Annotated in this window: 21 protein-coding genes; 14 read left to right on the plus strand and 7 right to left on the minus strand. The window is 73.6% G+C overall.

The genetic code is table 11. The annotated features are described in order from the left end of the window. Nucleotides 1–28 precede the first annotated feature (28 nt). Nucleotides 29–520 (minus strand): ATP-binding protein, encoded by a 492-nt coding sequence (locus ACWERV_RS11195; RefSeq protein ID WP_452931480.1) that lies wholly within the window; start codon nt 518–520, stop codon nt 29–31. A gap of 239 nt (nt 521–759) precedes the next feature. Here ACWERV_RS11195 and ACWERV_RS11200 point away from each other — a divergent pair, with 239 nt between their 5' ends. From ACWERV_RS11200 to ACWERV_RS11240, 9 genes are all read left to right on the plus strand, one after another. Then, entirely contained in the window at nt 760–1518 is a 759-nt protein-coding gene (locus tag ACWERV_RS11200) for a hypothetical protein (RefSeq protein ID WP_452931483.1), read from the plus strand. Nucleotides 1519–1897: 379 nt separating this feature from the next. Next, a complete protein-coding gene (locus ACWERV_RS11205) occupies nt 1898–2680 on the plus strand; it encodes a YcnI family copper-binding membrane protein (protein WP_452931486.1) in 783 nt (260 codons plus the stop codon). A gap of 87 nt (nt 2681–2767) precedes the next feature. Then, nucleotides 2768–3436 carry an SCO family protein gene (locus ACWERV_RS11210; protein WP_398175250.1) on the plus strand — a complete coding sequence of 223 codons (669 nt, stop codon included), beginning with the start codon at nt 2768–2770 and terminating at the stop codon, nt 3434–3436. 44 nt (nt 3437–3480) lie between these two features. Continuing rightward, entirely contained in the window at nt 3481–3924 is a 444-nt protein-coding gene (locus tag ACWERV_RS11215) for a copper chaperone PCu(A)C (protein ID WP_452931488.1), read from the plus strand. A 7-nt stretch (nt 3925–3931) separates the two neighbouring features. Further along, nucleotides 3932–6091, plus strand: a complete 2160-nt coding sequence (locus tag ACWERV_RS11220; RefSeq protein ID WP_452931491.1) for a copper resistance CopC/CopD family protein — start codon at nt 3932–3934, stop codon at nt 6089–6091. A gap of 365 nt (nt 6092–6456) precedes the next feature. Next, nucleotides 6457–7680, plus strand: a complete 1224-nt coding sequence (efeB, locus tag ACWERV_RS11225) for an iron uptake transporter deferrochelatase/peroxidase subunit (protein ID WP_452931494.1) — start codon at nt 6457–6459, stop codon at nt 7678–7680. 80 nt (nt 7681–7760) lie between these two features. Continuing rightward, the gene (gene pheA, locus ACWERV_RS11230) at nt 7761–8690 is read left to right on the plus strand and encodes a prephenate dehydratase (protein WP_398175242.1); all 930 of its coding nucleotides are present in this window, start codon (nt 7761–7763) and stop codon (nt 8688–8690) included. A 601-nt stretch (nt 8691–9291) separates the two neighbouring features. After that, entirely contained in the window at nt 9292–10599 is a 1308-nt protein-coding gene (gene serS, locus ACWERV_RS11235) for a serine--tRNA ligase (RefSeq protein ID WP_452931498.1), read from the plus strand. Beyond that, the gene (locus ACWERV_RS11240) at nt 10596–11441 is read left to right on the plus strand and encodes an HAD family hydrolase (RefSeq protein WP_452931500.1); all 846 of its coding nucleotides are present in this window, start codon (nt 10596–10598) and stop codon (nt 11439–11441) included. The genes serS and ACWERV_RS11240 overlap by 4 nt, the downstream gene beginning before the upstream one ends. Here the strand turns inward: ACWERV_RS11240 and ACWERV_RS11245 are convergent. From ACWERV_RS11245 to ACWERV_RS11265, 5 genes are all read right to left on the minus strand, one after another. Further along, nucleotides 11374–12186, minus strand: coding sequence for a rhomboid-like protein (locus ACWERV_RS11245; RefSeq protein ID WP_452931503.1), 813 nt, complete (start codon nt 12184–12186; stop codon nt 11374–11376). The genes ACWERV_RS11240 and ACWERV_RS11245 overlap by 68 nt on opposite strands. 75 nt (nt 12187–12261) lie before the next feature. Further along, on the minus strand, nt 12262–13041 hold the full coding sequence (locus tag ACWERV_RS11250; protein WP_452931506.1) for an ABC transporter permease: 780 nt from the start codon (nt 13039–13041) through the stop codon (nt 12262–12264). Nucleotides 13042–13053: 12 nt separating this feature from the next. Beyond that, a complete protein-coding gene (locus tag ACWERV_RS11255) occupies nt 13054–13971 on the minus strand; it encodes an ABC transporter ATP-binding protein (RefSeq protein WP_398175231.1) in 918 nt (305 codons plus the stop codon). Continuing rightward, complete coding sequence (locus ACWERV_RS11260; protein WP_452931579.1) at nt 13968–14834, minus strand: ABC-2 transporter permease; 867 nt, start codon at nt 14832–14834, stop codon at nt 13968–13970. Before ACWERV_RS11260 ends, ACWERV_RS11255 begins: the two co-directional genes overlap by 4 nt. A gap of 70 nt (nt 14835–14904) precedes the next feature. After that, the gene (locus ACWERV_RS11265) at nt 14905–15861 is read right to left on the minus strand and encodes an ABC transporter ATP-binding protein (protein WP_398175227.1); all 957 of its coding nucleotides are present in this window, start codon (nt 15859–15861) and stop codon (nt 14905–14907) included. Nucleotides 15862–16090: 229 nt separating this feature from the next. Between ACWERV_RS11265 and ACWERV_RS11270 the strand changes: the two genes are divergently transcribed. The 5 genes from ACWERV_RS11270 (at nt 16091) to ACWERV_RS11290 (ending at nt 22242) form a co-directional block, all read left to right on the plus strand. Continuing rightward, nucleotides 16091–18001: an SDR family oxidoreductase gene (locus tag ACWERV_RS11270; RefSeq protein WP_452931581.1), complete on the plus strand. Its 1911-nt coding sequence runs from the start codon at nt 16091–16093 to the stop codon at nt 17999–18001. A 109-nt stretch (nt 18002–18110) separates the two neighbouring features. After that, the gene (locus ACWERV_RS11275) at nt 18111–19121 is read left to right on the plus strand and encodes a MerR family transcriptional regulator (protein ID WP_452931510.1); all 1011 of its coding nucleotides are present in this window, start codon (nt 18111–18113) and stop codon (nt 19119–19121) included. Nucleotides 19122–19373: 252 nt separating this feature from the next. Next, a complete protein-coding gene (locus ACWERV_RS11280; RefSeq protein WP_452931512.1) occupies nt 19374–20279 on the plus strand; it encodes an LLM class flavin-dependent oxidoreductase in 906 nt (301 codons plus the stop codon). Nucleotides 20280–20393: 114 nt separating this feature from the next. Continuing rightward, nucleotides 20394–21221: an SDR family oxidoreductase gene (locus ACWERV_RS11285; RefSeq protein WP_452931515.1), complete on the plus strand. Its 828-nt coding sequence runs from the start codon at nt 20394–20396 to the stop codon at nt 21219–21221. A 238-nt stretch (nt 21222–21459) separates the two neighbouring features. Further along, a complete protein-coding gene (locus ACWERV_RS11290; protein ID WP_452931517.1) occupies nt 21460–22242 on the plus strand; it encodes a VOC family protein in 783 nt (260 codons plus the stop codon). Between the two features lie 46 nt (nt 22243–22288). Here ACWERV_RS11290 and ACWERV_RS11295 read toward each other — a convergent pair whose 3' ends face one another. Further along, on the minus strand, nt 22289–23098 hold the full coding sequence (locus tag ACWERV_RS11295; RefSeq protein ID WP_398176050.1) for an HAD family hydrolase: 810 nt from the start codon (nt 23096–23098) through the stop codon (nt 22289–22291). Nucleotides 23099–23369 lie beyond the last annotated feature (271 nt).

The following is a 23369-nucleotide window of genomic DNA, read 5'->3' on the forward strand; positions in this document are numbered from 1 at the left end:
ACGTCCCACGGGCGCCCTCCTCAGCGTGTCAGGACGCCCTGAGGAGGGCGTCGTCGCGCCATTTGAGGATCTTGTCGAAGGACACGGCCGTGCCCACCCCGGGCCGGTCGTGGAAGCGCACATGGTCGACCAGTGCCTCGATCAGGATGAGCCCGCGCCCGTGCTCGACGTACTGCCCGCGGTGCGGCAGCGTGCGGGTGGGGTGCAGGATCCAGTCGGGTTTGCGGTCGAGGTCGGGTGAGTGCTCGAAAACGGTCGTGCGGTCGCGGGAGGTCGTGGGCCCGGAGTCGGCGACTTCGATCCGGCAGCAGTCACCGTCGATGTGGGCGGTGACGCAGTAGCCGGTCGCCTCTCCGGCATGCTCAACGGCGTTCGCGCACGCCTCGGACAGCGCCACCGACAGGTCGAAGGAGATGTCGGGATCGACCCCGGCGGTCTCCATCGTCCCCATCAGGAGCTTCCGGGCGAGCGGGACGCTCGCAGCCTCGCGCCGCAAATGGAGTGACCACCAGATGCTCATGCTCAGCCTCCTGGCTGCGGCTCGACATACGACTACGTATTGCCGCGAAGGGCGCCCCGTAAGCGCGGTGTTGACGTGACACCGCTCATTCGGCGGATGCCCGCACCCGGCATACGGGTGTAAAAGGCCACCGGACACACCCCCGCGAGCCGGGCACCCCCTTGTTCACGGATGGGGCCCGTGGTGAGAAGATGTCGGCCGTCATGGCTACCCCCGTCGCTGTGCGCGCAGGCGCCGGCATGCGACTGCTGAGGGCCGCGCTCTTCGCCGCGGTCTGCGTCGTGCTGGCCGCCGCCGGGCACACACTGGCCTCCGGCACCGCGGTGCCGAGCTGGTCGCTGGCGCTGGGGTGGCTCGGGGTCGTCGCCGTCGTGGCGCCGCTGGCGGGCCGGGAGCGGACGCTGCCGGGCATCACCGCGAGCCTGGCCGCCGGACAGCTCACCTTGCACATGGTCTTCGGCGCGGGTCAGATGTGCGCCACGCCGGGACTCACTCCTTCGAGTGGCGGTGGCGGCGGACTGCTGACCGTGGCCGCCCGGCTGGTGTGCGGCACCCACGCGACGGCGCTGACCCCGCAGAGCGCGCAGCAGATCGTGTCCGCCGCGGGCATCGGCCCGCACGCGGGCATGCCGGGGATGACGCCGCAGGCCGGTCTCACCGCGCGCTCGGTACTGGCCGCGCTGCCGCTGTGCTCGCTGCCGATGCTGCTCGCGCACCTGCTGGCCGCCCTGGTGGCGGGCTGGCTGCTGCGGAGCGGCGAGGCCGCGCTCTGGCGGCTGGTCAGGCTCTCGGCGCGCGGCGTGGCGGAGCTCACCGGCTTCAGCCCCGCCGCCGTACGCCGTGCGTACGCGCTGCTGGCCGCGCTCACCGGCTGCCCGGCGGGCGCCCCGCGGCACGGCCCGCCGCACGCCGGGAGGACACCGGACGCCGCCTGGCGCACGGTGCTGCTGCGGCACTCGCTGGCCCGGCGCGGGCCCCCGGTGGTCCTGGCGGCCTGACGCGGCGTCGACTCCGCCTGCCCCATCCTCACCCGGTTCGTCCGGGCTCATTCGCGTTCCTCCCGTTTCCGGCATTCCGATGCCACCGGACCTTCCGGTGCCTCAGGTGCCGTGACCCGGCGGTGACGGCGCGGACGGCCCCGGCTGTCCGCGGAAGGTGCGGCCGGGTGGCAGGCGGACGTCGGGAGGTCCGCCCCGCCCCGGCCGCCGCAGCAGTACACCGGCGGCGCACCCGCGTACGCCCGTATCCGCCGCCCGCCGTCCACGGCCGCGGCGCCCGGCCCCGTACGCCCGTGCGTCCCGCCGCCGTTGCCGGCTGCCCGGCCCGCCCCGTACAGCCTTCCGTCCGCAGCATCCCTCACCGTGGAGAAGCCCTGTCATGAGCACTTCCCGCATGTCCCGCCTGCGCGGCCGCGCCGCAACCGTCGCCGCGATCGCCGGCGCGACCGTCGTGCTGGCCGCGGTGCCGGCCTTCGCCCATGTCACCGTGCAGCCGACGTCCGCCGCGAAGGGCGGCTACACCACCGTCGCCTTCAAGGTGCCCAACGAGCAGGACGCCGCCTCGACCGTGAAGATCGAGGTCAACCTGCCCACCGACCACCCGATCGCCTCGGTGTCCCTCCAGCCGGTGCCGGGCTGGACCGCGCAGGTGACCAAGTCGAAACTCACGACGCCGATCAAGACCGACGACGGCACCATCGACCAGGCCGTCACCAAGATCACCTGGTCCGGCGGGAAGATCGCACCCGGGCAGTTCCAGCAGTTCCCGGTCTCCTTCGGACCACTGCCCTCCGACACCGACGCACTGTCGTTCAAGACGCTGCAGACCTACGACAACGGCGACGTCGTCCGCTGGATCGAGGTCCCGCAGGCGGGCCAGGCCGAGCCGCAGAACCCGGCGCCGACCCTGAAGCTGACCGCGGCCGCCTCCGACGACGCCGGGGCCACCACCGGCACCCCGGCGCCCGCCCCCGCCGCCGACAGCGGCTCGGGCACCTCCGCGCCGCAGGCCGCCGCGTCCGGCAGTGACAGCGACGACACCGCGCGGGCCCTCGGCATCGCCGGGATCGTCGTCGGCGCCGCCGGTGTCGGCTTCGGCGTCCTCGCCGGACGACGCCGTGCCGCGGCGGCAGGCTCCGGCAGCAGCACGGCCACCGACTGACGCACCCGCAAGACGCCGGGCGGCCGCGCCCGCACACCGCGGCTCCGCGGCCGCCCGGCCTTCGCCATCGCACCCTGGGGACCATCCATGCGTACCACCGTCAAAACCGCCTCCGTCGCCCTCGCCGCCGCCTGTGCCCTCCTGCTCGGCGGCTGCGGAGGCTCCGGGAGCTCCGGCTCCTCCGGCCAGGACTCCCGCCCCGCCGCCGACGTGTCCACGGAGGCGAGCCAGCCCGGCACGCTGCTCGACACACCCTTCACCAAGCCGCAGCTCCACCTGACCGACAACCAGGGCAAGCCGTTCGACCTCGTCAAGCAGACCGCCGGGCACCCCGTGCTGCTCTTCTTCGGCTACACGCACTGCCCCGACGTCTGCCCGACGACCATGAGCGACATCGCCCTGGCCAAGGCGAAGCTGCCCGCCGCCGACCAGGCCAAGCTGCGGGTCGTGTTCGTCTCCACCGACCCCGACCGCGACACCCCGGCCCGGCTGACCGAGTGGCTGGGCGCGATGGACAAGAGCTTCATCGGCCTGACCGGCGACTTCACCACGATCGAGAACGCCGCCCGGTCGGTCGGGGTCGGCATCGCGCCGCCGGTGAAGGAGAAGGACGGCAGCATCACGGTCACCCACGGCGCAGAGGTGCTGGCTTTCTGGCCGAAGGACGACAAGGCCCACGTGCTGTACATGTCCGGCACCACCGCCGCCCAGTTCGCCCACGACCTGCCCAAGCTCATCAGGAGCGAGGCGCCGTGAAGCGGCGGCGGGCACTTCTGGGCGCAATAGGCGGAGTCGTGGCAGTGGCCGCGGCAACAGGCGCGGCGGCAGGCCTGGCCGGGCACGGGCCGGACACGGGCAAGGGCTCCGGCGGCGCACGGCTCGAGGTGAGCGGCGGGTACATTCCCCAGCCGCTGCTCACCGACGAGGCCGCCGCCTATGTGACGGTGGCCAACACCGGCGGCACCGACGCCGAGCTGACGTCGGTGACCACGCCGCTCGCCGCGCACGTCACCCTGCACACCACCACCGGCACCACCATGCGCCAGGTGAGCGCACTCACCGTGCCCGCGGGCGGCAGACTCACCCTGGGCACCGGCGGTGCCCACATGATGCTCGAAGGGCTCACCCACAAACCCTCGGTGGGCGAGCAGATCACCCTGCGACTCCACTTCACCCACGCCTCGCCCGCCACGGTCACGGTCACCGTGCCCGTACGGCCGACGGCGTACGACCCGAGGGGCTGATCCACCGATGAACAGACGGCTTCCCGCACGGCGGCACGAGCGGCGGACCATGCCGCGCCGTGCCGCGGCGGCGGTGCTCGCCACGCTGGGCGCACTCGTCGCGGTCCTGCTCGGCACCGCCACGCCCGCGTCCGCGCACGCGGCGCTGCTGCGCACCGACCCCGCCGACGGCTCGGTCGTGCAGACCGCGCCGCAGCGGGTGGTGCTCACCTTCTCCGAGGGCGTGCTCCTGTCCGCCGACTCGCTGCGCGTCCTGGACCCGCAGGGCGTGAACGTCGCCGTCGGCACCCCGGCGCACGCCGACGGCAAGGACTCCGGGTCCACGGCCACCGTCGGACTGCGCACCGGGCTCGGCAACGGCACGTACACCGTCGCGTGGAAGGCCGTCTCGCAGGACAGCCACCCGGTCGCGGGCGCCTTCACCTTCTCGGTGGGCGCGCCCTCCCGAACGACCGTCGACGTGTCGGCGGAGGCCGCGGTGGGCGGCGGCGCCGCGGGCACGCTCTACGGCGTCGCCCGCTACGTCGCGTACGGCGGCTTCGCCCTGCTGGTCGGCGGCTGCGTCTTCCTGTCGGTGTGCTGGCCGCAGGGCGCCAAACTGCGCCCCATGAAGCGGCTCGCGGCCGGCGGCTGGGTCGCCCTGGTCGCCGCGACCATCGCGCTGATCATGCTGCGCGGCCCCTACGCCAACGGCACCGGGCTCGGCAACGCCTTCGACCTGGACGTGATCCGCACCCAGCTGGAAACCCGGCCGGGCGCCGCGCTGGTCTCCCGGCTGCTGCTGCTCGCCGCCGCCGCGGTCTTCCTCGCCGTGCTCTTCGGCAGCTTCACCGAGCGCGAGGACCCGGAGGAACGCGCCGACCTGGCCTGGGGCCTGGGCATCGGCGGCAGCGTCGTGGCGGTGGGCATCGCCGCCACCTGGGCGATGGCCGAGCACGCCTCGGTCGGCATCCAGCGCAAGCTGGCGATGCCGGTCGACGTCGTCCACCTGGTGTCCATGGCGGTGTGGCTGGGCGGCCTGATCACCCTGCTCACCGCGCTCAGCGTGCCCTCGGCGGCGGCCGCCCTCGAACGCGCCGCCGTACGCCGCTTCTCCACGATCGCGCTGACCGCGATCACCGCGCTGGTCGGCACCGGCACGTACCAGGCCTGGCGGCAGATCGGCACCTGGCGCGCCTTCACCGACACCTCGTACGGGCGGCTGCTGCTCATCAAGATCGGGCTGGTGTGCTGCCTCGTGGGCACGGCGTGGTTCTCGCGCCGCTGGACGCAGTCCCTCGGCGAGGCGGTGCCCGCGGCGGCGGCCGCGGGCCGGGGCTCGAAGGTCGGGCGGCAGAAGGAGCGCGCGGCCGGGCGGGAGCGGGAAACGCGCCGGACGGCCCGTCAGGCCGTCGTGGCCGCGGCGGGCGGGCCGGAGGCCGTGACGGACGCGGGAGGCCCCCAGGAGCCCGCCCAGGGCCCGCAGAGCGGTGCGGACGCCGCCTCTGCGGCAGCCGGGACGGGGGACTCCTCCGCGGCGGACCCGGCCCCGGACAGCGCCGTCGGGCGCGCCGCCGGGGGCGACCCGCGGCGGGCGGCTCAGCTGCGCAGACAGCAGGAGGTACGGGCCGCCGCGCGTGAGCGCAAGGTGCGCGACGCCGACCCCGCACGGGTGGCGCTGCGCCGCTCGGTGCTGATCGAGGCGGGCATCGCCGTCGTCCTGCTGACCGTCACCACGATCCTCACCGGCAGCCAGCCCGGCCGGGCCGCGGAGGAGCAGAAGAACCTCGGCAAGGCACCGGCCGCCCCCGGCGCGAGCGCCCCGGCCGCCACCGCGCCGCAGCAGGTCAGCCTGAGCATCCCCTTCGACACGGGCGGCGCCGGAGGCAAGGGCACCGCGTCCCTCACCCTCGCCCCGCCGCGCGCGGGGAAGGACGCCGAGGTGCACCTGGAACTGACCGACCCGGCGGGCAAGCCGATCAAGGCACCCGAGGTACGGCTCGCCTTCACGCTGCCCGCGCAGCACCTGGGCCCGCTCCAGGCGAAGGTCGGTGCCTTCACCGCCGGGCACTGGATCGCGACCGGCGTACGGCTGCCGCTCGCGGGCACCTGGCAGCTCGCGCTCACCGTGCGCACCTCCGACATCGACGAGGTCACGGTGACGCGGACCGTGCAGATCACCTCCTGAGCACCGGCATCACCGAGCCACGGCAAGAGCGAGCACAGATGAGCACAACTGGCAGGACCGGCCCCGCAGAGGGGAAGGGAGGCGGCGGATCCGCGGCGGAGGACCGCGGATCCGCCGCCGGCCCGGGGGCGCAGGCCCCGCACACCGCCCACGGCCCCACGGCAGACGGGCAGTCGGCGCCGCCCGGCACGGACTCCCCGCGGACACCCCCGCCCGCCGACGACCCGCAACCGGCGCCACCCGGCACAGACGTCCCGCAGACGCCCCCGCCCGGCACAGACGTCTCGCTCGGCACAGACGTCCCGCCCACCGACGGACCGGCAGTATGTGCCGAGGACCGTACGGCCCGGCACCCTGCCGCGCCGATGACCCGGCGCCGCCTCCTCGGTGCCGCGGGGGCCGCGGGCGCCGCCGGGCTGGTCGCCGGAGGCGCGGCCGGGGCGGCGGGCGCGGCCGCGGCGCACACGGACCCTGTCGCGCTCGGCACGGTCGGCTCCGCGCACATCCCCTTCGAGGGCGCCCACCAGGCGGGCATCGTGCAGCCCGCGCAGGCCCGCGGCCACCTGGTGGCCTTCGACCTGCTGCCGGACGCCGGGCGGCAGGGCGCGGCGGCACTGATGCGCCGCTGGTCGGCCGCGGTGCGCACGATGACCCGGCAGGACCGCCCCGCGGCCCCCGCGGCGTACGACGACCAGATCGCGGACGACGCCGGTCCTGCCTCGCTGACCGTCACCTTCGGCTTCGGCCGCGGCTTCTTCGCGCGCACCGGGCTCGCCTCGGCGCTGCCCGAGGCGCTGGCCCCGCTGCCGCGCTTCCCCGCCGACCGGCTGGACGCCGGGCGCAGCGACGGCGACGTGTGGGTGCAGATAGGCGCCGACGACGCACTGGTGGCCTTCCACGCGCTGCGGGTGCTCCAGAAGGCGGCGCGGGACCGGGCCGTGGTGCGCTGGCAGATGAACGGCTTCACCCGCAGCCCCGGCGCGACGGGCCGGCCGATGACCGGCCGCAACCTGATGGGCCAGATCGACGGCACCAACAACCCCAAGCCCTCCGACACGGATTTCGCCGCCCGGGTCTTCGTGCCGCCGCACGGCTCCCCGGCGTGGATGGCGGGCGGGTCGTACGCGGTGGTGCGGCGGATCAGGATGCTGCTCGACGACTGGGACCACCTCCCGGTGCCGCGCCAGGAGCGGGTGATCGGGCGGCGCAAGTCGGACGGGGCGCCGCTGTCGGGCGGCACCGAGACCACACCGGTCGACCTCGCGCGGTTCGGCGCGGACGGCACCCTCGCGATCCCGGGCGACGCCCACATCCGCGTCGCGGCCCCCGCGTCCAACGGCGGCGCGGCCATGCTGCGGCGCTCGTTCTCGTACCACGACGGCATCGGCGCGGACGGGACGCCGGACGCCGGGCTGCTGTTCGTGGCCTGGCAGGCGGATCCGATGCGGGGCTTCGTGCCCGTGCAGCGCAAGCTCGACGGCGCGGACGGGCTGTCGCGCTTCCTGCGGCACGAGGCGAGCGGTTTGTTCGCGGTGCCGGGCGGCGCGGGACCCGGGGAATACGTGGGTCAGCGGCTGCTGGAGGGGTGAGCGCGCCGGAGGATACCGCGGACGGCGTGACGGTGCGTGACCCGTACGGAGCAGTGCGCGGGGGCCGTTAGGCTGCGTACATGTCGTCAGCGAGCCGCTACACGTACCTGGGTCCCGAGGGCACCTTCACGGAGGCCGCGCTGCGGTCGCTGCCCGAGGCGGCGACGCGCGAGCTCGTCCCCATGGTGTCGGTGCCGGCCGCGCTGGACGCGGTGCGCGCGGGCGAGGCGGGCGGCGCGCTGGTGCCGATCGAGAACTCCGTCGAGGGCGGCATCACCGCGACCCTCGACGAGCTGGCCTTCGGCGAGCCGCTGATGATCTACCGCGAGGTGCTCCTGCCGATCGCCTTCGCGCTGCTGGTGCGGCCCGGCACGGACCTGTCGTCGGTGAAGACGGTCACCGGGCACCCGGCGGCGCAGGCACAGGTGCGGCAGTGGCTGTCGGACCACCTGCCGGACGCGGTGTGGGAGTCGGCGGCGTCCAACGCGGACGGCGCGCGGCTGGTGCAGGAGGGCCGTTTCGACGGGGCCTTCGCGGGGGAGTTCGCCGCGCCGACGTACGGGCTGGAGCCGCTGGCGACGGACATCGCCGACGCGGCCAACGCGACGACGCGCTTCGTGCTCGTCGGCCGCCCCGCGCGGCTGGCGGCGCCCACCGGCGCGGACAAGACGTCGGCGGTCTTCTGGCTGCGCGACGACCACCCGGGCGCACTGCTGGAGCTGCTCCAGGAGTTCTCGATCCGCGGTGTGAACCTGATGCGGATCGAGTCCCGCCCGACGGGGGAGGGCCTCGGCCGCTACTGCTTCTCCGTCGACGCCGAGGGGCACCTGACCGACCGGCGGGTCGGCGAGACGCTGATGGGGCTGCGGCGGCGCTGCCTGAACGTGCGCTTCCTCGGGTCGTACCCGCGGGCGGACGAGGTGGCCGGGGCCGTCGCGCGCGGCACGGGCGACACGGAGTTCGCCGAGGCCTCGGACTGGCTGAACCGCGCGCTCGACGGCCGCGGCTGAGCGGTTCCGCGCGGCGGGCCGTGTCGGCCCCGCGACTGCGGCACACCGGCCCCGCACAGGGGTTCTGCACTGTTCTGCACAGCTACCCGCGAGTTATCCACAGGGAGCACCGCGAGCCTGTGGGTAACGTGGGGACAAGTCGACAGGCGAAGCCGACGTCATCGACAAATCGGTACACAGACACCGGCGCACCACAGAGCGGCACAGGTGCACCTCGTCAGCCCATTTCGCGCGGCCCACTCGTCCGAGGGAGTATTTCTCACTCGAAAGTGAGTGTGGGGCGAGTTTGGACGGGGAATCCATAGCCGATCATCCCGCCCCGGGAATGATCTCGTCTTCCTCCACAGAACTTCCCCACACCCTGTGGACAAGTTGCGGAGATCTTCCGCAGGCCTGTGGATAACTCGTCCCGGAAGCGATGATCAACTCCGGTTCTCCACAAGCCGGATGCACCTGCCGGTGGGTCGCCCGCAATATGGTTGACGCGCCATTTTTTCGCCCCTACTGCGGATTTCCCGCGCTTATGTCGTGAAGTTCTCATATCGGGCATAAAGCCGCTAAGTTGTCGCGCCCGCGCGCCCCGCCCCGGTAGCCTGTAGCCGTGATCGACCTTCGCCTGCTCCGTGACGACCCCGACCGTGTGCGCGCCTCGCAGCGTGCCCGTGGAGAGGATGTCGCGCTCGTCGACTCCCTGCTGTCCGCCGACGAGCGCCGCCGCTCCTCCGGCACCCGCTTCGACGAGCTGCGCGCCGAGCAGAAGCAGCTGGGCAAGCTGATCCCCAAGGCGCAGGGCGACGAGAAGGCCGAGCTGCTGCGCCGCGCAGGCGAGCTGTCGGCCGCGGTCAAGGCCGCCGACACCGAGCAGCACGAAGCTGCCGAGGAGGCCCAGCAGCTGCTGCTCCGGATCGGCAACATCGTCCACCCCGACGCCCCGATCGGCGGCGAGGAGGACTTCGCCGTCGTCGAGCAGCACGGCACCCCGCGCGACTTCGCCGCCGAGGGCTTCACCCCGCGCGACCACCTGGAGCTGGGCGAGCTGCTCGGCGCCATCGACACCGAGCGCGGCGCGAAGGTCTCCGGCTCGCGCTTCTACTACCTGACCGGCATCGGCGCGCTGCTGGAGCTGGCCCTGGTCAACGCGGCCATGGCGCAGGCCACCGCCGCCGGCTTCACCCCGATGCTCACGCCGAACCTGGTCAAGCCCGCCGCCATGGCCGGCACCGGCTACCTCGGCCAGGCCGAGGACGACGTCTACCACCTCGACAAGGACGACCTGTACCTGGTCGGCACCTCCGAGGTCCCGCTCGCGGCCTACCACATGGACGAGATCATCGAGGCACGGCGGCTGCCGCTGCGCTACGCGGGCTTCTCGTCCTGCTACCGGCGCGAGGCCGGCTCGTACGGCAAGGACACCCGCGGCATCTTCCGGGTGCACCAGTTCGACAAGGTCGAGATGTTCGTCTTCACCACTCCCGAGGAGGCGGAGGCCGAGCACCAGCGGCTGCTGGCCTGGGAAAAGGAGTGGCTGACCTCGCTGGAGCTGCCCTTCCAGGTGGTCGAGCTGGCCTCGGGCGACCTGGGCATGTCCGCGTCGCGGAAGTTCGACTGCGAGGCGTGGATCCCGACCCAGGGCAAGTACCGCGAGCTGACGTCGACGTCGAACACCGACGAGTTCCAGGCCCGGCGGCTGAGCGTGCGCCTGCGCGACGAGAACGGCACCCGCCCGCTCGCCACCCTCAACGGCACGCTGTGCGCGGTCACGCGCACGATCGTCGCCCTCCTGGAGAACCACCAGCAGCCCGACGGCTCGGTGCGCGTCCCGCAGGTGCTGCGGCCGTACCTGGGCGGGCGTGAGGTTCTGGAGCCCGCCGGCACCGTGTCCGCCGGCGCGCCGGCCGCCGCCAAGTGAGCGCGCCGGACCGGGCCGCCGCCGCGGCGGCCGTGGGGGAGCTGCCCTTCCGGCTGGTCGCGACCGACCTGGACGGCACGCTGCTGCGCAGCGACGCCACCGTCTCGCCCCGTTCGCGGGACGCGCTCAAGGCGGTCGCCGCCAAGGGCGCCGCGCACATCGTGGTGACCGGCCGGGCCGTCCCGTGGGTGCGGCACGTGCTGGACTACCTCGACTACCAGGGGCTCGCCGTCTGCGCCCAGGGCGCGCAGGTCTACGACGCCGGATCGGGACGGCTGCTGACCTCGGTCACGCTGGACCGGCAGCTCGGCGCGCTCGCGCTGGCCAAGATCGAGGCGGAGACCGGCCCGCTGGCGGTGGCCGCGAGCCGCGACGGGCTCACCGGCGAGGTACTGGTCGGCCCGGGGTACGTGCACAATCCCGAGCTGCCCGTCGTGCACATCTCCGGCCCGCAGGAGCTGTGGGCCGAGCCGCTCAACAAGCTCTACATACAGCATCCGCAGCTGACGGACGACGAGCTGACGCAGGTGGCCACGGAGGTCGCGGGCACCATGGTGAGCGCGACCATGGCGGGCGCGGGCATCGTCGAACTGCTGCCCCTGGGCCTGAGCAAGGCGACCGGGCTGTCGCTGGCAGCGCGGCGGCTGGGCGTGACGGCCGCTGAGACGATCGCTTTCGGGGACATGCCCAACGACATCCCGATGTTCGCGTGGGCCGGGTACGGCGTGGCCATGGCCAACGCGCACCCGGAGCTGAAGGCGGTCGCTGACGAGGTCACCGCGTCCCACGACGAGGACGGGATCGTGCCGGTCCTGGAAAGGCTCTTCGGCCCGCTGCTCTGAACGGTCCGCCGCCGCCCGCCCCTGATCCTGCCGCCCCCGCCCCCGCCCTGCCGCGGGACGCCGGCAGCGGAGTCGCCGCGTGGCAGCACAGCCCGAGCAGGAAGGCCGTGAGGTGCCCCAGGTCGGTGTACGTGCCGCCGTTGAGCACCGGCCGGGCGAAGAAGCCGAGCAGCGCGGCGAGATACCCCCAGCGCCACGGAAACGGCACCCGGTAGGCGAGCACCCCGACGATCCCGGCCAGGCCGTAGCTCACCCCGATGTCCACGGTGTGCGCGAGGGAGTGCGGCAGCCGGTCGTCCCTTATCCCGAAGAAGACCGCCTTCTGGCTGACGAGTGTCGCGCCGACGTGCGCGGTGGCGGCGGTGAACAGCCAGCGCCAGGTGCCGAGCCAGCGTTCGGCGGGGGCGTGCACCAGCGCGAAGAGCACGCCGTAGAAGGCGAACGCCGACGGCGTCTGGATCCAGAACGCGCTGCCGATCAGTACGCGGACCGGGTGACGGTGCAGTTCGACGAGGTTGGTGCTGTAGTGGTGCAGCAGCGCCGAGCGGGTCTGCGGGGCGACGACCGCCACGACCACGCTGGTCACGGCGAGCGTGGCCAGCCAGATGTGGGTGCCGGGCGAGGAGCGCACCCACCGCACGGCGAAGCGGCGCGCGTCGCGCGGGGTGACGCGGCGGAGCCGGAGCGCTGCGGCGCGGACCCGGTCAGGTGCCGGCCGCGCCGCCTGCGGTGTCTGCGGGGGCATCGCCCTCAGTCTTCACCGCGCCGTGCTCCCCCGCCCGGCGACGCGCATGCGCACATGTGCGTCAGCGGCGCCGGGTCACTCCTCGACGGAGAGCTTCAGGGTGCGCAGCTTGCGGGCCGCGAACCAGGTGGCAGCCACCGTCACGACGACGAGCAGCACCACGCTCGCGGTGAGGCCCACGTCGGAGCTGAGGACATCGCCGTGCGCGGACTTCTCCGCGACCGCCAGCGCCCACTGCTGCACGCTGAGCTTGCGGGCGCCCGGCACCACGTTGCCTACCGTGCCCTCCCACACCAGCGCGTAGACCAGGCCGACGACCACCGCGTGCCGTGTCACCACTCCCAGCAGCAGGAAGATCGCGGAGTAGGCGACGCAGGCCACGGCGGAGCCGACGGCGTACGCGACGGCCACGTTCTGCCCGTTGCCGTTGAGTATGAATCCGGCGAGCAGCATGGGGATCGCGGTGAAGGCGAGGCTGACGCCGATGGCCACGACCAGCTTGGTGAGGACGATCGTGCCGCGTTTGACGGGCTTGGCCAGCAGGTAGACGATCGCGCCGTCGTCGATCTCCGGACCGATGGCGCCGGTGCCGGCGATGACGCCGACCAGCGGCACCATGGCGCTCAGGCCGAAGCCCTGGAGCACGTCGTTCGCCGTGGAGTCGTCGGCGCCGCCGAGCAGCCGGACCGCGGCCGCGATGATCAGCAGCAGCAGCGGCAGGCCGAAGAGCAGCAGGGCGCGGCGGCGGCCGAGCAGCGCGCCGTACGTGAGCCGGGCGACGGTCGGGTGGTAGAACCGGGGGCCCGGTGACGGCGGCGCGGCGCCGCGGCCGGGCGGGGCGGTGGTGACGGTCATGTCGGTCGCTCCTTACGCCGTGACCAGGTAGGAGAAGACGCTCTCCAGGGACTCGTCGGACGGCGAGACCGTGAAGAGCCGGATGCCGTGGTCGCGGGCGATCCGGGGCAGGAACTCGGTGAAGCCGGCGAAGTCGACCGCCTGGATGAGCAGGGCCTTCTCCCGCTGGTCGAGCTCGATCGCGGCGGTGGACGCGTGCGCGATCAGCACGGAGGCCAGCCGCCGGTCGTCGCTGGACCGCACGAGGTAGCGGTGCGGTCGGTCGGTCATCAACCGGCGGATCTTGCGGAAGTCGCCGGAGGCGGCATGGCGGCCGGCCACCACGACCTCGATGTGGTGGGCGAGCTGCTCGACCTCCTCCAGGATGTGCGAGGAGAACAGCACGGTGCGCCCGTCGGCGCCCATCCGCCGCAGCAGCTCCATGAGGTGCAGCCGCTGCCGCGGATCCATGCCGTTGAACGGCTCGTCGAGCAGCAGCACGGACGGCTCGTGGACGAGCGCGGACGCCATCTTGGCGCGCTGCCGCATGCCCTTGCTGTACGTCTCGATCCGGCGGTGCTGCGCGTACTCCATCCCCACGGTGGCCAGCGCCCGCTGGGCGGCGGCGCCGGGATCGGGCAGGCCGTGCAGCTCGGCGTTGGCCACGACGAACTCGCGGGCGGTGAGGAAGTCGTACATCGACTCGCGCTCGGGCACGATGCCGATCTCCCGGTAGGCCTGCTCGTTGCGCCAGATGACGCTGCCGTCCAGCATGACCGCGCCGCTGGAGGGGGCGAGGAAGCCGGCCATCATGTTGATGAGCGTCGACTTGCCGGCGCCGTTGGGGCCCAGCAGGCCCGTAACCCCCGGTCCTATGGTCATCGTGACGTCGTTGACCGCCACCACGTTGCCGAACCAGCGCGAGACGTTGTCGATGGTGATCGTGGTCACGACAGGCCCACCTTCCGGTAGCGCCGCATCAGCAGCCCGAAGGTGCCCGCGATGACACCCACGAGGACCAGCAGGTAGGCGAGGCCTGCCGCCGCGTTCGGCGGGCCCGCGGCCTGCGGGAAGGCGGAATGGGCGCCGAGGAACCAGGTCTGGAAGCCGTCGATCAGGGTGATCGGTGAGAAGAGCCCGATCCAGCCGATGACGTCGTAGTGCTCCTGCGCCCCGGCCACGCCCTGGACGCTGGAGACGGCCGCGTAGGTGATCACGAACAGGGCGATCACCGCTGCCACGCCGAAGCCGCGGCGCGGCGTGACCGCCGCGATGACCAGGCCGATCCCTGCGAAGAGCAGGGAGAGCAATATGACGGACACCAGGCCCTTCGCAAACCCGGCGGTCTGGTGGGCGAAGCCCAGCTTCGCCAGCAGCGCGCCGATGTAGAGGATGAGGAGCGGGATCGCGGTCAGCAGGAAGAGCGCGGCCGCCAGCGCCGCGTACTTGGCCGCCACGTAGTCGACCCGCTCGATGGGGCGGGAGAAGTACAGCGGCGTGGTCTTGAAGCGCAGGTCGCGGCTGACCGACTGCGGGGCCTGGGCGGCGACGAAAAGCGTGATGACCGCCTGGAGCACCACGGCGTAGCGCGTGTACGCGACCGGCAGGTCGGTGCCGTCGGCGAAGATCGCGACGGCGACCATGATCAGCGCGGGCAGGCACATCACGCCGAGCAGGATCATCGGCAGCACCTTGGACTTGCCGCTGCGGCCGAGACCGTACGCACCGCGCAGGCTCTGGACGAACAGCGAGGTGCGCGCATAGCCGCGGCCGAGACGCGGCCCGGTGTAGTTGCGGTAGCCGATGTCGTGGATGACGTCGGGCGGTGAACCGGTGGCGCGGGCATCCGCGGCGGCGGCCGGCGTGCCGCCGGGTGCGGCGACGTCAGGCTGCTTCACGGCCGTCTCCTTCCGTGCTGTGGGCGTCGTCCCCTGCCGGGGTGGTGTCGTCGTCGACGAACAGTTCGGCTATCCGGTGCCGGCGCTGCTCCATGCGCACCAGGCCGACCCCGAGACCGGCGACCGCGTCGCGCACGATGTCGTACGTCTCGTCGTCCGCGATGTCGACCAGCAGCAGGTGGCCCTGCGCCTGGGTGGTCAGGCCCGCGTCGGTCAGCCGCGCGCGCAGCTCCTCCTCGCGGTCGGTGACCTCGACCGCGAGGGACGCGGTGGTCTGGGTGAAGTCGCTGGTGGAGGAGGCGCGCAGCAGCTTGCCGCCGTCGATGACGACGATGTGGTCGCTGGTGCGCTCCAGTTCACCGAGCAGATGGGAGGTGACCAGCACCGAGATGCCGAAGTCGGTGTGCACCCGGCGGATCAGGCCGAGCATCTCGTCCCGGCCGGACGGATCCAGGCCGTTGGTCGGCTCGTCGAGCAGCACCAGCTTCGGGTCGTGCACGAGCGCCTGCGCGAGCTTGACCCGCTGCTTCATGCCCGTCGAATAGCCGCCCATCGGGCGGTACCGCTCCTCGTACAGGCCGACATGACGCAGCGTGTCCGCGGTGCGCTCGCGCGCGGCGGACGGCGGCAGCCCCGACATCCGGGCCATGTGCACGACGAACTCGGTCGCCGACACGTCGGGCGGCAGGCAGTCGTGCTCCGGCATGTAGCCGACCAGGCTGCGGATCTGCGGTCCTTCCTTCGCGACGTCGAGCCCGAGCACGGCGGCCCTGCCCTCGGTCGCCGGGGACAGCCCCAGCAGGATCTTGATCAGCGTCGACTTCCCGGCGCCGTTGGCCCCCACCAGCCCGGTCACGCCGGGGGTGACGGCCACGGACAGCCGGTCGAGAGCGGTCACGCCCGGGTACCGCTTGCTCAGGCTTTCGGTGGAGATCACAGTCACGGGACGACCGTAGTGGTCCGCGGCGCACCCTGGCGTCCCCCCGGGGTCGTGGATTCATGTACTCCTCGGGGCTGACCACCCGTAGGGGTCGGTACGACCGGGGTCTGCCGGCGGGCGGTGGGGGCGGGTTGTCCACAGGGAGTGACCGGGCCTTGACCGTCCCATCGAGCGATGTCACAGTGAGTGATGTCAGCTTCGGATGTGCGGGACGAAGGGGCGGGTGAGCGGGATGAACGGGACGGGCGGGAAGCAGGGAGCCGGCGAGAACGAGGAACGGCAGCGGGAGCGAGCGCGGGCTGCGGCGGGCGGGAGCGCGGGCGCGGGCGGGGAGTCGCGGACGGCCGAGCGGTTCGTGACCGGTGCGGACGGGGTCCGGCTGTGCGTGGCCGAGTCCGGTGATCCCGCGCTGCCGGCCGTGGTGCTGGTGCACGGCTATCCGGACAGCAAGGAGGTGTGGTCGGAGGTGGCCGGGCTGCTCGCCGACCGCTTCCACGTGGTCCGCTACGACGTGCGCGGGCACGGGCGCTCGCAGGCCCCGGATCCGCTGCGTGGCGGCTTCACGCTGGAGAAGCTGACGCAGGACTTCCTCGCCGTCGCCGACGCGGTGAGCCCGGACCGGCCCGTCCACCTGGTCGGCCACGACTGGGGCTCGGTGCAGGGCTGGGAGTTCGTCACCGTGCCGGAGACCGCGGGACGGATCGCGTCCTTCACCTCCGTCTCCGGCCCGTGCCTGGACCACTTCGGCCACTGGATCCGGCGCCGGGTGCGCCGTCCCACCCCGCGGCGCGCGGCCCAGGTTCTCGGCCAGGGCCTCAAGTCCTGGTACATCTACGCGCTGCACACCCCCGTCCTGCCCGAGATGGCGTGGCGCGGCCCGCTCGGCAAGCAGTGGCCCCGGATGCTCGCGCGCGCGGAGAAGCTGCCGTCCGACGGGTATCCCACCGCTTCCCTGCCGCGCGACGCCGCGAACGGCACCTGGCTCTACCGCGACAACGTGCGCCGCCGTCTGGGCCACCCCCGGACGGACGCGTACGCGCAGGTGCCCGTGCAGCTCGTCACGCCGACCGGCGACGCCTTCCTGTCCGAGCGGCTGTACGACGACCTGGACCGCTGGGCGCCCCGGCTGACCCGGCGCACGCTGCCCGCCAAGCACTGGGTGCCGCGCTCCCGCCCGCAGCAGATGGCCCGCTGGATCGCGGAGTTCGCCGCGGCGACGCAGGAGGGCGCCCCGGCGCAGCCCGGCACCGCGAGCGGTCGCCCGGCGAAGGGCGGCAAGGGGGCGCGGTCCGTGCTGGGCCGGGAGCTGCGGGCGGCCGGTGAACGGTTCGCCGGCCAGCTGGTCCTGGTCACGGGCGCGGGCAGCGGCATCGGGCGGGCCACCGCGGTGGCGTTCGCCGAGGCGGGTGCGCGGGTCGTCGCCGTGGACCGGGACGGCGCGGGCGCCGCGCACACCGCGGAAGTGGCACGCGCGGCGGGAGCGCCGGGCGCCTGGGCCGAGGCGGTCGACGTGTCCGACGGCCCGGCGATGGAGGAGCTGGCCGCGCGCACCCGCGAGCACCACGGGGTGCCCGACGTGGTGGTCAACAACGCGGGCATCGGCCTGGCCGGCCGCTTCCTCGACACCACCGCCGAGGACTGGAAGCAGGTGCTGGACGTCAACGTGTGGGGCGTCATCCACGGCTGCCGCCTCTTCGGCCGCCAGATGGCCGAGCGCGGCGAGGGCGGACACATCGTCAACACCGCCTCGGCGGCGGCCTTCCTGCCCTCGCGCACCCTGCCCGCGTACAGCACCTCCAAGGCCGCCGTGCTGATGCTGAGCGAATGCCTCAGGGCTGAGCTGGCGCCGCTGGGCATCGGCGTGAGCGCCATCTGTCCGGGCCCGGTGAACACCCCGATCACCGCCAGCGCCCGGCACACCGGCGTGAGCGACGAGGAGCAGCAACGCCGCCGTGCCAGGTCCGCGCGGCTGTACAAGCTGCGCAACTACCCGCCGGAGAAGGTCGCCCGCGCGGTGGTCCGGGCGGTGCTGCGGGACACCGCGGTCGTGCCCGTGACGCCCGAGGCCCGCGGCGCCCGGTTGCTCGGCCGGCTGTCCCCGGGCGCGATACGGGCCCTCGCCCGGGTCGATCCCCCGCTGTAGCCGGTGGCGTACGGTGCAGGCGGGAGCGGTACGGGCCTAGTGGCGGTCACGCCCCGGGGCCCGGACGACGGGGACGAGCAGCCGAGCGGAAGCACATGAGGGCCAGCGGGTGAGCAGCGACGCCGACACCGGGAGGAGCGCGTACCGGATCGAGGACCTGTCCCGGATCACCGGGACGACGGTCCGCACCATCCGGGCGTACACCGATCGCGGGCTGCTGCCGAAACCCGAGCGCCGCGGGCGGGCGAACGTCTACGACGACACCCACCTGGAGCGGCTGCGGCGGATCGCGGATCTGCTGGAGCGCGGCTACACGCTGGCCAGCATCAAGGAGCTGCTGGCCGCGTGGGACGCGGGCACGGGGCTCGGCGGGGTGCTCGGGCTGGTCGGCGAGGTGGACCGGCCCTGGTCGGACGAGCGGCCCGCGCGCATCGGGCTGGAGGAGCTGACCGAGGCCTTCGGCGGGAGCCCCGACCCGACCGCGGTGCGGGAGGCGGTGCGGCTCGGGGTGCTGGAACCGGTGCCGGGCAGCCAGGACGAGTACACGGTGCCCAGCCCGCAGGAGCTGGCCGTGGCGGTGGAGCTGCACGCCGCCGGGGTGCCGCTGGGGGCGATCACCGGGCATCTGCGGGAGCTGCGCGGACAGGTGGAGCACATCTCGGAGCGCTTCCTGGAGTTCACCACCGAATATGTCTTCCAGCGCTTCCTCCAGCACCCGCCGAGCGACACCGAGGCGGCCGAGGCCGCCGCTCTGGTGCGGCGGCTGCGCCCGCTGGCCCAGCAGACGGTCGACGCGGAACTGGCCCGCGCGATGCGGCTGCGCGCCACCGCGCACGTACGGCGCCACCTCGGCGACGCGGTGCTGCCCGCCGCCGCCCCGGACCACGAGCCCGAGCCCGTAGCGCAGCCCGTACCACAGCCCGCCCCGGCTCCGGCCCCGGCTCCGGCGGACGGCCTGGCGGTGCCCCTCCCCGCCGCGACCGTGAACGCCGTCCGCGAGCTGGTCGGCGCGGAGCACGTCGCGGCGTTCGTCGCGGCGGCCGCCGACCGCGAGGTCGCCGCCCGCCGCATGGACGCCCTCGCGACGGTATCCCGGCCCTCCGACCGCGAAGGCCCCTGACCGTACGGCGGACGACGAGGCACGACGGCGCGGCAGCTCCGGGTCGTCGGACCGCGGAGTTCCGCCGGTGGGGCCTCGACACGGTGGCACGCATAGTGCGCTCGAATCCTCGCGGCGCGCAAGGACACGCTGGTCACGCGGGTGTCGCCGGGGCGAGGAGCAGCCGTGTGCACACGGTAGGACGTGCTGTAACAGAGTGGCGGACGGCAACTCCTGCGGCCGGGCCCCGCGATCGGCCATAGGGTCGTCCTCATGCGACTGAGCACCGTGATCCTGCCCATCTACCGCTGGCACGAGCAGGGGCGGGAGGTGTGGCGGGAGGCCGAGGAGCTGGGGTTTCACGCCGCCTACACCTACGACCACCTGTCGTGGCGGACGTTCCGGGACAAGCCGTGGTTCGGGGCGCTGCCGACGCTGACCGCCGCTGCGGGCGCGACGGAGCGCATCCGCCTCGGCACCCTCGTGACGTCGCCGAACTTCCGGCACCCGGTCACCCTCGCGAAGGAGCTGATGTCGCTCGACGACATCTCCGGCGGGCGGGTCGTGCTCGGTATCGGCTCGGGCGGTACCGGATTCGACGCCACCGCGCTGGGGCAGGAGCCGTGGTCGCCGCGGGAGCGGGCGGCGCGGTTCGGGGAGTTCGTGGGGCTGCTCGACAAGCTGCTCACGCACGGGGCGGTCACCGAGCGCGGCACGTATTACACGGCCGACGAGGCGCGCGACATCCCCGGCTGCGTGCAGAAGCCGCGGCTGCCCTTCGCCGTCGCGGCGACCGGGCCGCGCGGCCTCGCGCTCGCCGCCCGGTACGGCCAGGCGTGGGTGACCACGGGCGACCCGGCGCTCTTCGACGAGGGCACCCCGGAGCAGTCGCGGGCGGCGATCCGCGGCCAGATCGAACGGCTCGGCGCGGCGTGCGCGGCCGCCGGGCGGGATCCCGGGGAGCTGGAGCACATCCTGCTCACCGGCTTCACCCCGGACCGCAACGCCATGCTGGATTCCGTCGACGCCTTCGTGGACTTCGCCGGCCGGCACGCGGAGCTCGGCATCACCGAGATCGTGCTGCACCGCCCGATCCCGGACTCCGAATTCGCCGCCGACCACGATGTCTTCACCCGCATCGCCACCGAGGGCCTGGCCCAGCTCGCCGCAGCCTCCTGAGCCTGAACGCCGAGCCCGTTCGCCAATACTTTCTCCTAGGTACCTACTATCCGCACGATGTTAGCTTCGTCGGGTCAGCAGGTGAACGGGCCTGCGCAGACCTGGGGAGCAATCATGATCGTGGTGACCGGAGCCTCCGGAAACGTCGGCCGCCGAGTGGTCGAGGCGCTGGCCGCGGCCGGCGAGCAGGTGACGGCGATGTCCCGCGGGCAGCAGTCCGGCGACCTGCCCGCGGGCGTCCGCAACGTACGCGGCGACCTCGCCGAGCCCGGCAGCCTGCGGGACGCCTTCGACGGGGCGGACGCGCTCTTCCTGCTCGTCGCCGGGGACGCCCCGCACGAGGTGCTCGACGCGGCGAAGACCGCGGGCGTCCGCCGTGTCGTCCTGCTCTCCTCGCAGGGCGCCGGCACCCGCCCCGAGGCGTACGCCCACCCCGCGGCCTTCGAGGCGGCGGTCCGCGGTTCGGGCCTGGACTGGACGGTGCTGCGCCCGAGCGGTTTCGCGACGAACTCCATGGGCTGGGCCGAGTCGGTCCGCGCCGAGCGCACCGTCGTCGCGCCCTTCGGCGACGTCGCCCTGCCCGTCATCGACCCCGCGGACATCGCCGCGGCCGCGGCGGCCGTGCTCGCGGGCGACGGCGCGGGCCACGCCGGGCAGACGTACCAGCTGACCGGCCCCGCCGCCGTCACCCCGCGCGAGCAGGCCCGCGCGATCGGCGCGGCGCTCGGCGAGGAGGTGCGCTTTGTGGAGCAGAGCCGGGACGAGGCCCGCGCGCGGATGCTCACCTTCATGCCGGAACCGGTCGTGGACGCCACCCTCGGCATTCTCGGCAGCCCGCTGCCGACCGAGCAGGCGGTCGCCGGTGACGTCGAGCGGCTGCTGGGACGCCCCGCTGGCTCCTACGCCGACTGGGCCGCGGCCCACGCCCCGGCCTTCCGCTGACCGGCCGCCCCGCCGGGCCGCGTCCCGCCCGCCCCGTCGGCCGACCGCCTTCTCGCGGAAGCCCTCGGGCGGGACGGGCGGCGGGACCGGGCGTGCTCGGGTAGCGGGAGCGGCGGGCGGCGGGGAGGGTGGAAGCCGGGGGTGGTTCGCCCGCGGGGGCGGCCCGGCCGTCCGGCCGGACCGGGGAGACGTCCGCCGGGCGCCCGTCCGGCGCCCGCACCACGCAAGGAGACGCCAGATGCCCGAAGTCACCGGCCCCTACGACCCCGGCACGCCGTGCTGGATCGACCTGATGGTGCCCGACCAGCAGGCCGGCCTCGACTTCTATCGCGACCTCTTCGGCTGGCAGGCCGAGATCGGGCCGGAGGAGTACGGCGGCTACTCGGTCTGCCTGCAGAAGGGCAAGCCGGTCGCCGGTCTGATGAAGACCATGACCCAGGAGGGCCAGCCGACCCCGCCCACCGCCTGGACCACGTACTTCTCGGTCCTCGACGCCGACGACACGGCGGCGAAGGTCGCCGCGAACGGCGGCACCGTGATCATGCCCGCGATGGACGTGATGACGCTGGGGCGGATGTTCGTCGCCGCGGATCCGCAGGGCGCGGTCTTCGGCGTGTGGGAGCCGCGCGACTTCAAGGGCGCCGAGATCGTCAACGAGCACGGCGCGCTGGTGTGGAACCAGCTGCAGACTCCGGACCCGAAGGCGGCGGGCGCGTTCTACTCGGCCGTCCTCGGTGTGGCCGCGGGACCGATGCCCGAGATGCCGGAATTCACCGGAATCCAGGTCAACGGCCGCACCGTCGGCGGTGTCCAGGGCATGGAGAACCTGCCCCCGAACACCCCGCCGCACTGGCTCGTCAACTTCGCGGTGGACAGCACCGACAGCATCGTCGACGCGGTGGTGCACGCGGGCGGCAACGTGCTCGCACCGCCCTTCGACATGGACAAGGTCGGCCGCATGGCCGTCGTCCAGGACCCGCAGGGCGCGGTCTTCTCCGTGGTCGCCCCGCTGGCGTCGTAAGCCCGCCGCCCGGCCCCCCGCGCCTGGCCCGGTGGCCGGAGGGCGGTCAGTTGCGGCGGGCGGCGACGATCCGCTCGATCACCCGCGCCACCCCGTCGTCCTCGTTCGCCGCTGTCCTGCGGGTGGTGGCGGCCAGGACGGCGGGATGGGCGTTGGCGACGGCGTAGGAGGTGCCGGCCCAGCCGAGCATCGCCAGGTCGTTGGGCATGTCGCCGAAGGCCACGACCTCCGCCGCGGTGACCCCGCGCTCGGCGCAGCAGCGCGCGAGCGTGGTCGCCTTGCTGACGCCCGCGCCGCTGACCTCCAGCAGCGCGTAGTCGCTGGAGCGGGTGACCTCGGCCCGCCCGCCGACGACGTCCAACGCCGCCGCGAGAAAGCCGTCGGGATCCATCGAGGGGTGCTTGACCAGCAGTTTCAGCAGCGGTTGCGCGCGGTCCTCGGCGAGCAGCACCTCGATCGACGCCGCCGGAGCACCATCGGGCTCGACGGGGGCGTACGCGGGTTCGCGCCGGAAACGGAAGGCGCGCTCGACCGCGAAGGCGGTGCCGGGCAGCGCGGCGCGCAGATCGCGCGCGACGGCCAGGGCGTCGTCCTCGGGCAGCGGGAAGGCCTCGATCAGCCGGCCGGCGCGCAGGTCGAAGACCGCTGCGCCGTTGGCCAGGATCGCCATCCCGTGGCCTGCGAGGTGTTCGGCGACGACACCCATCCACCGGGCGGGCCGCCCGGTGACGAAGAAGACCTCTATGCCGGCCGCTTCCGCGGCGGCGAGAGCGGCGACCGTACGCTCCGACACGGTCCGGTCGTTGCGCAGCAACGTTCCGTCCAGGTCGGTGGCGATCAGCCGCGGCGAGGCCATGGCGATGTCGTCGTGTGCGTGGGGCTGCTGGTGCGCGCCCGTGGAGCGGGAATGCCCTCCGGGGGCACCGATTGCTTGGGTCACGTACCCCATACTCCCGTATCCGCCGTGCTTGTCCCGCACAAAGGTGCGGATACGTGCTCAGCAGAGCCGGTGGTCCGGGGTGCTACGGGTCCTGCACGGTGCGATGCTGCTGGTGTTTCCGGGATTACGGGTACTGCACGGGACTACTGGTGTGCGGAGAGCGCCGGGGTCACCGGTCTCCCGCACG

The organism is Streptomyces sp. NPDC004031, from assembly GCF_053604375.1.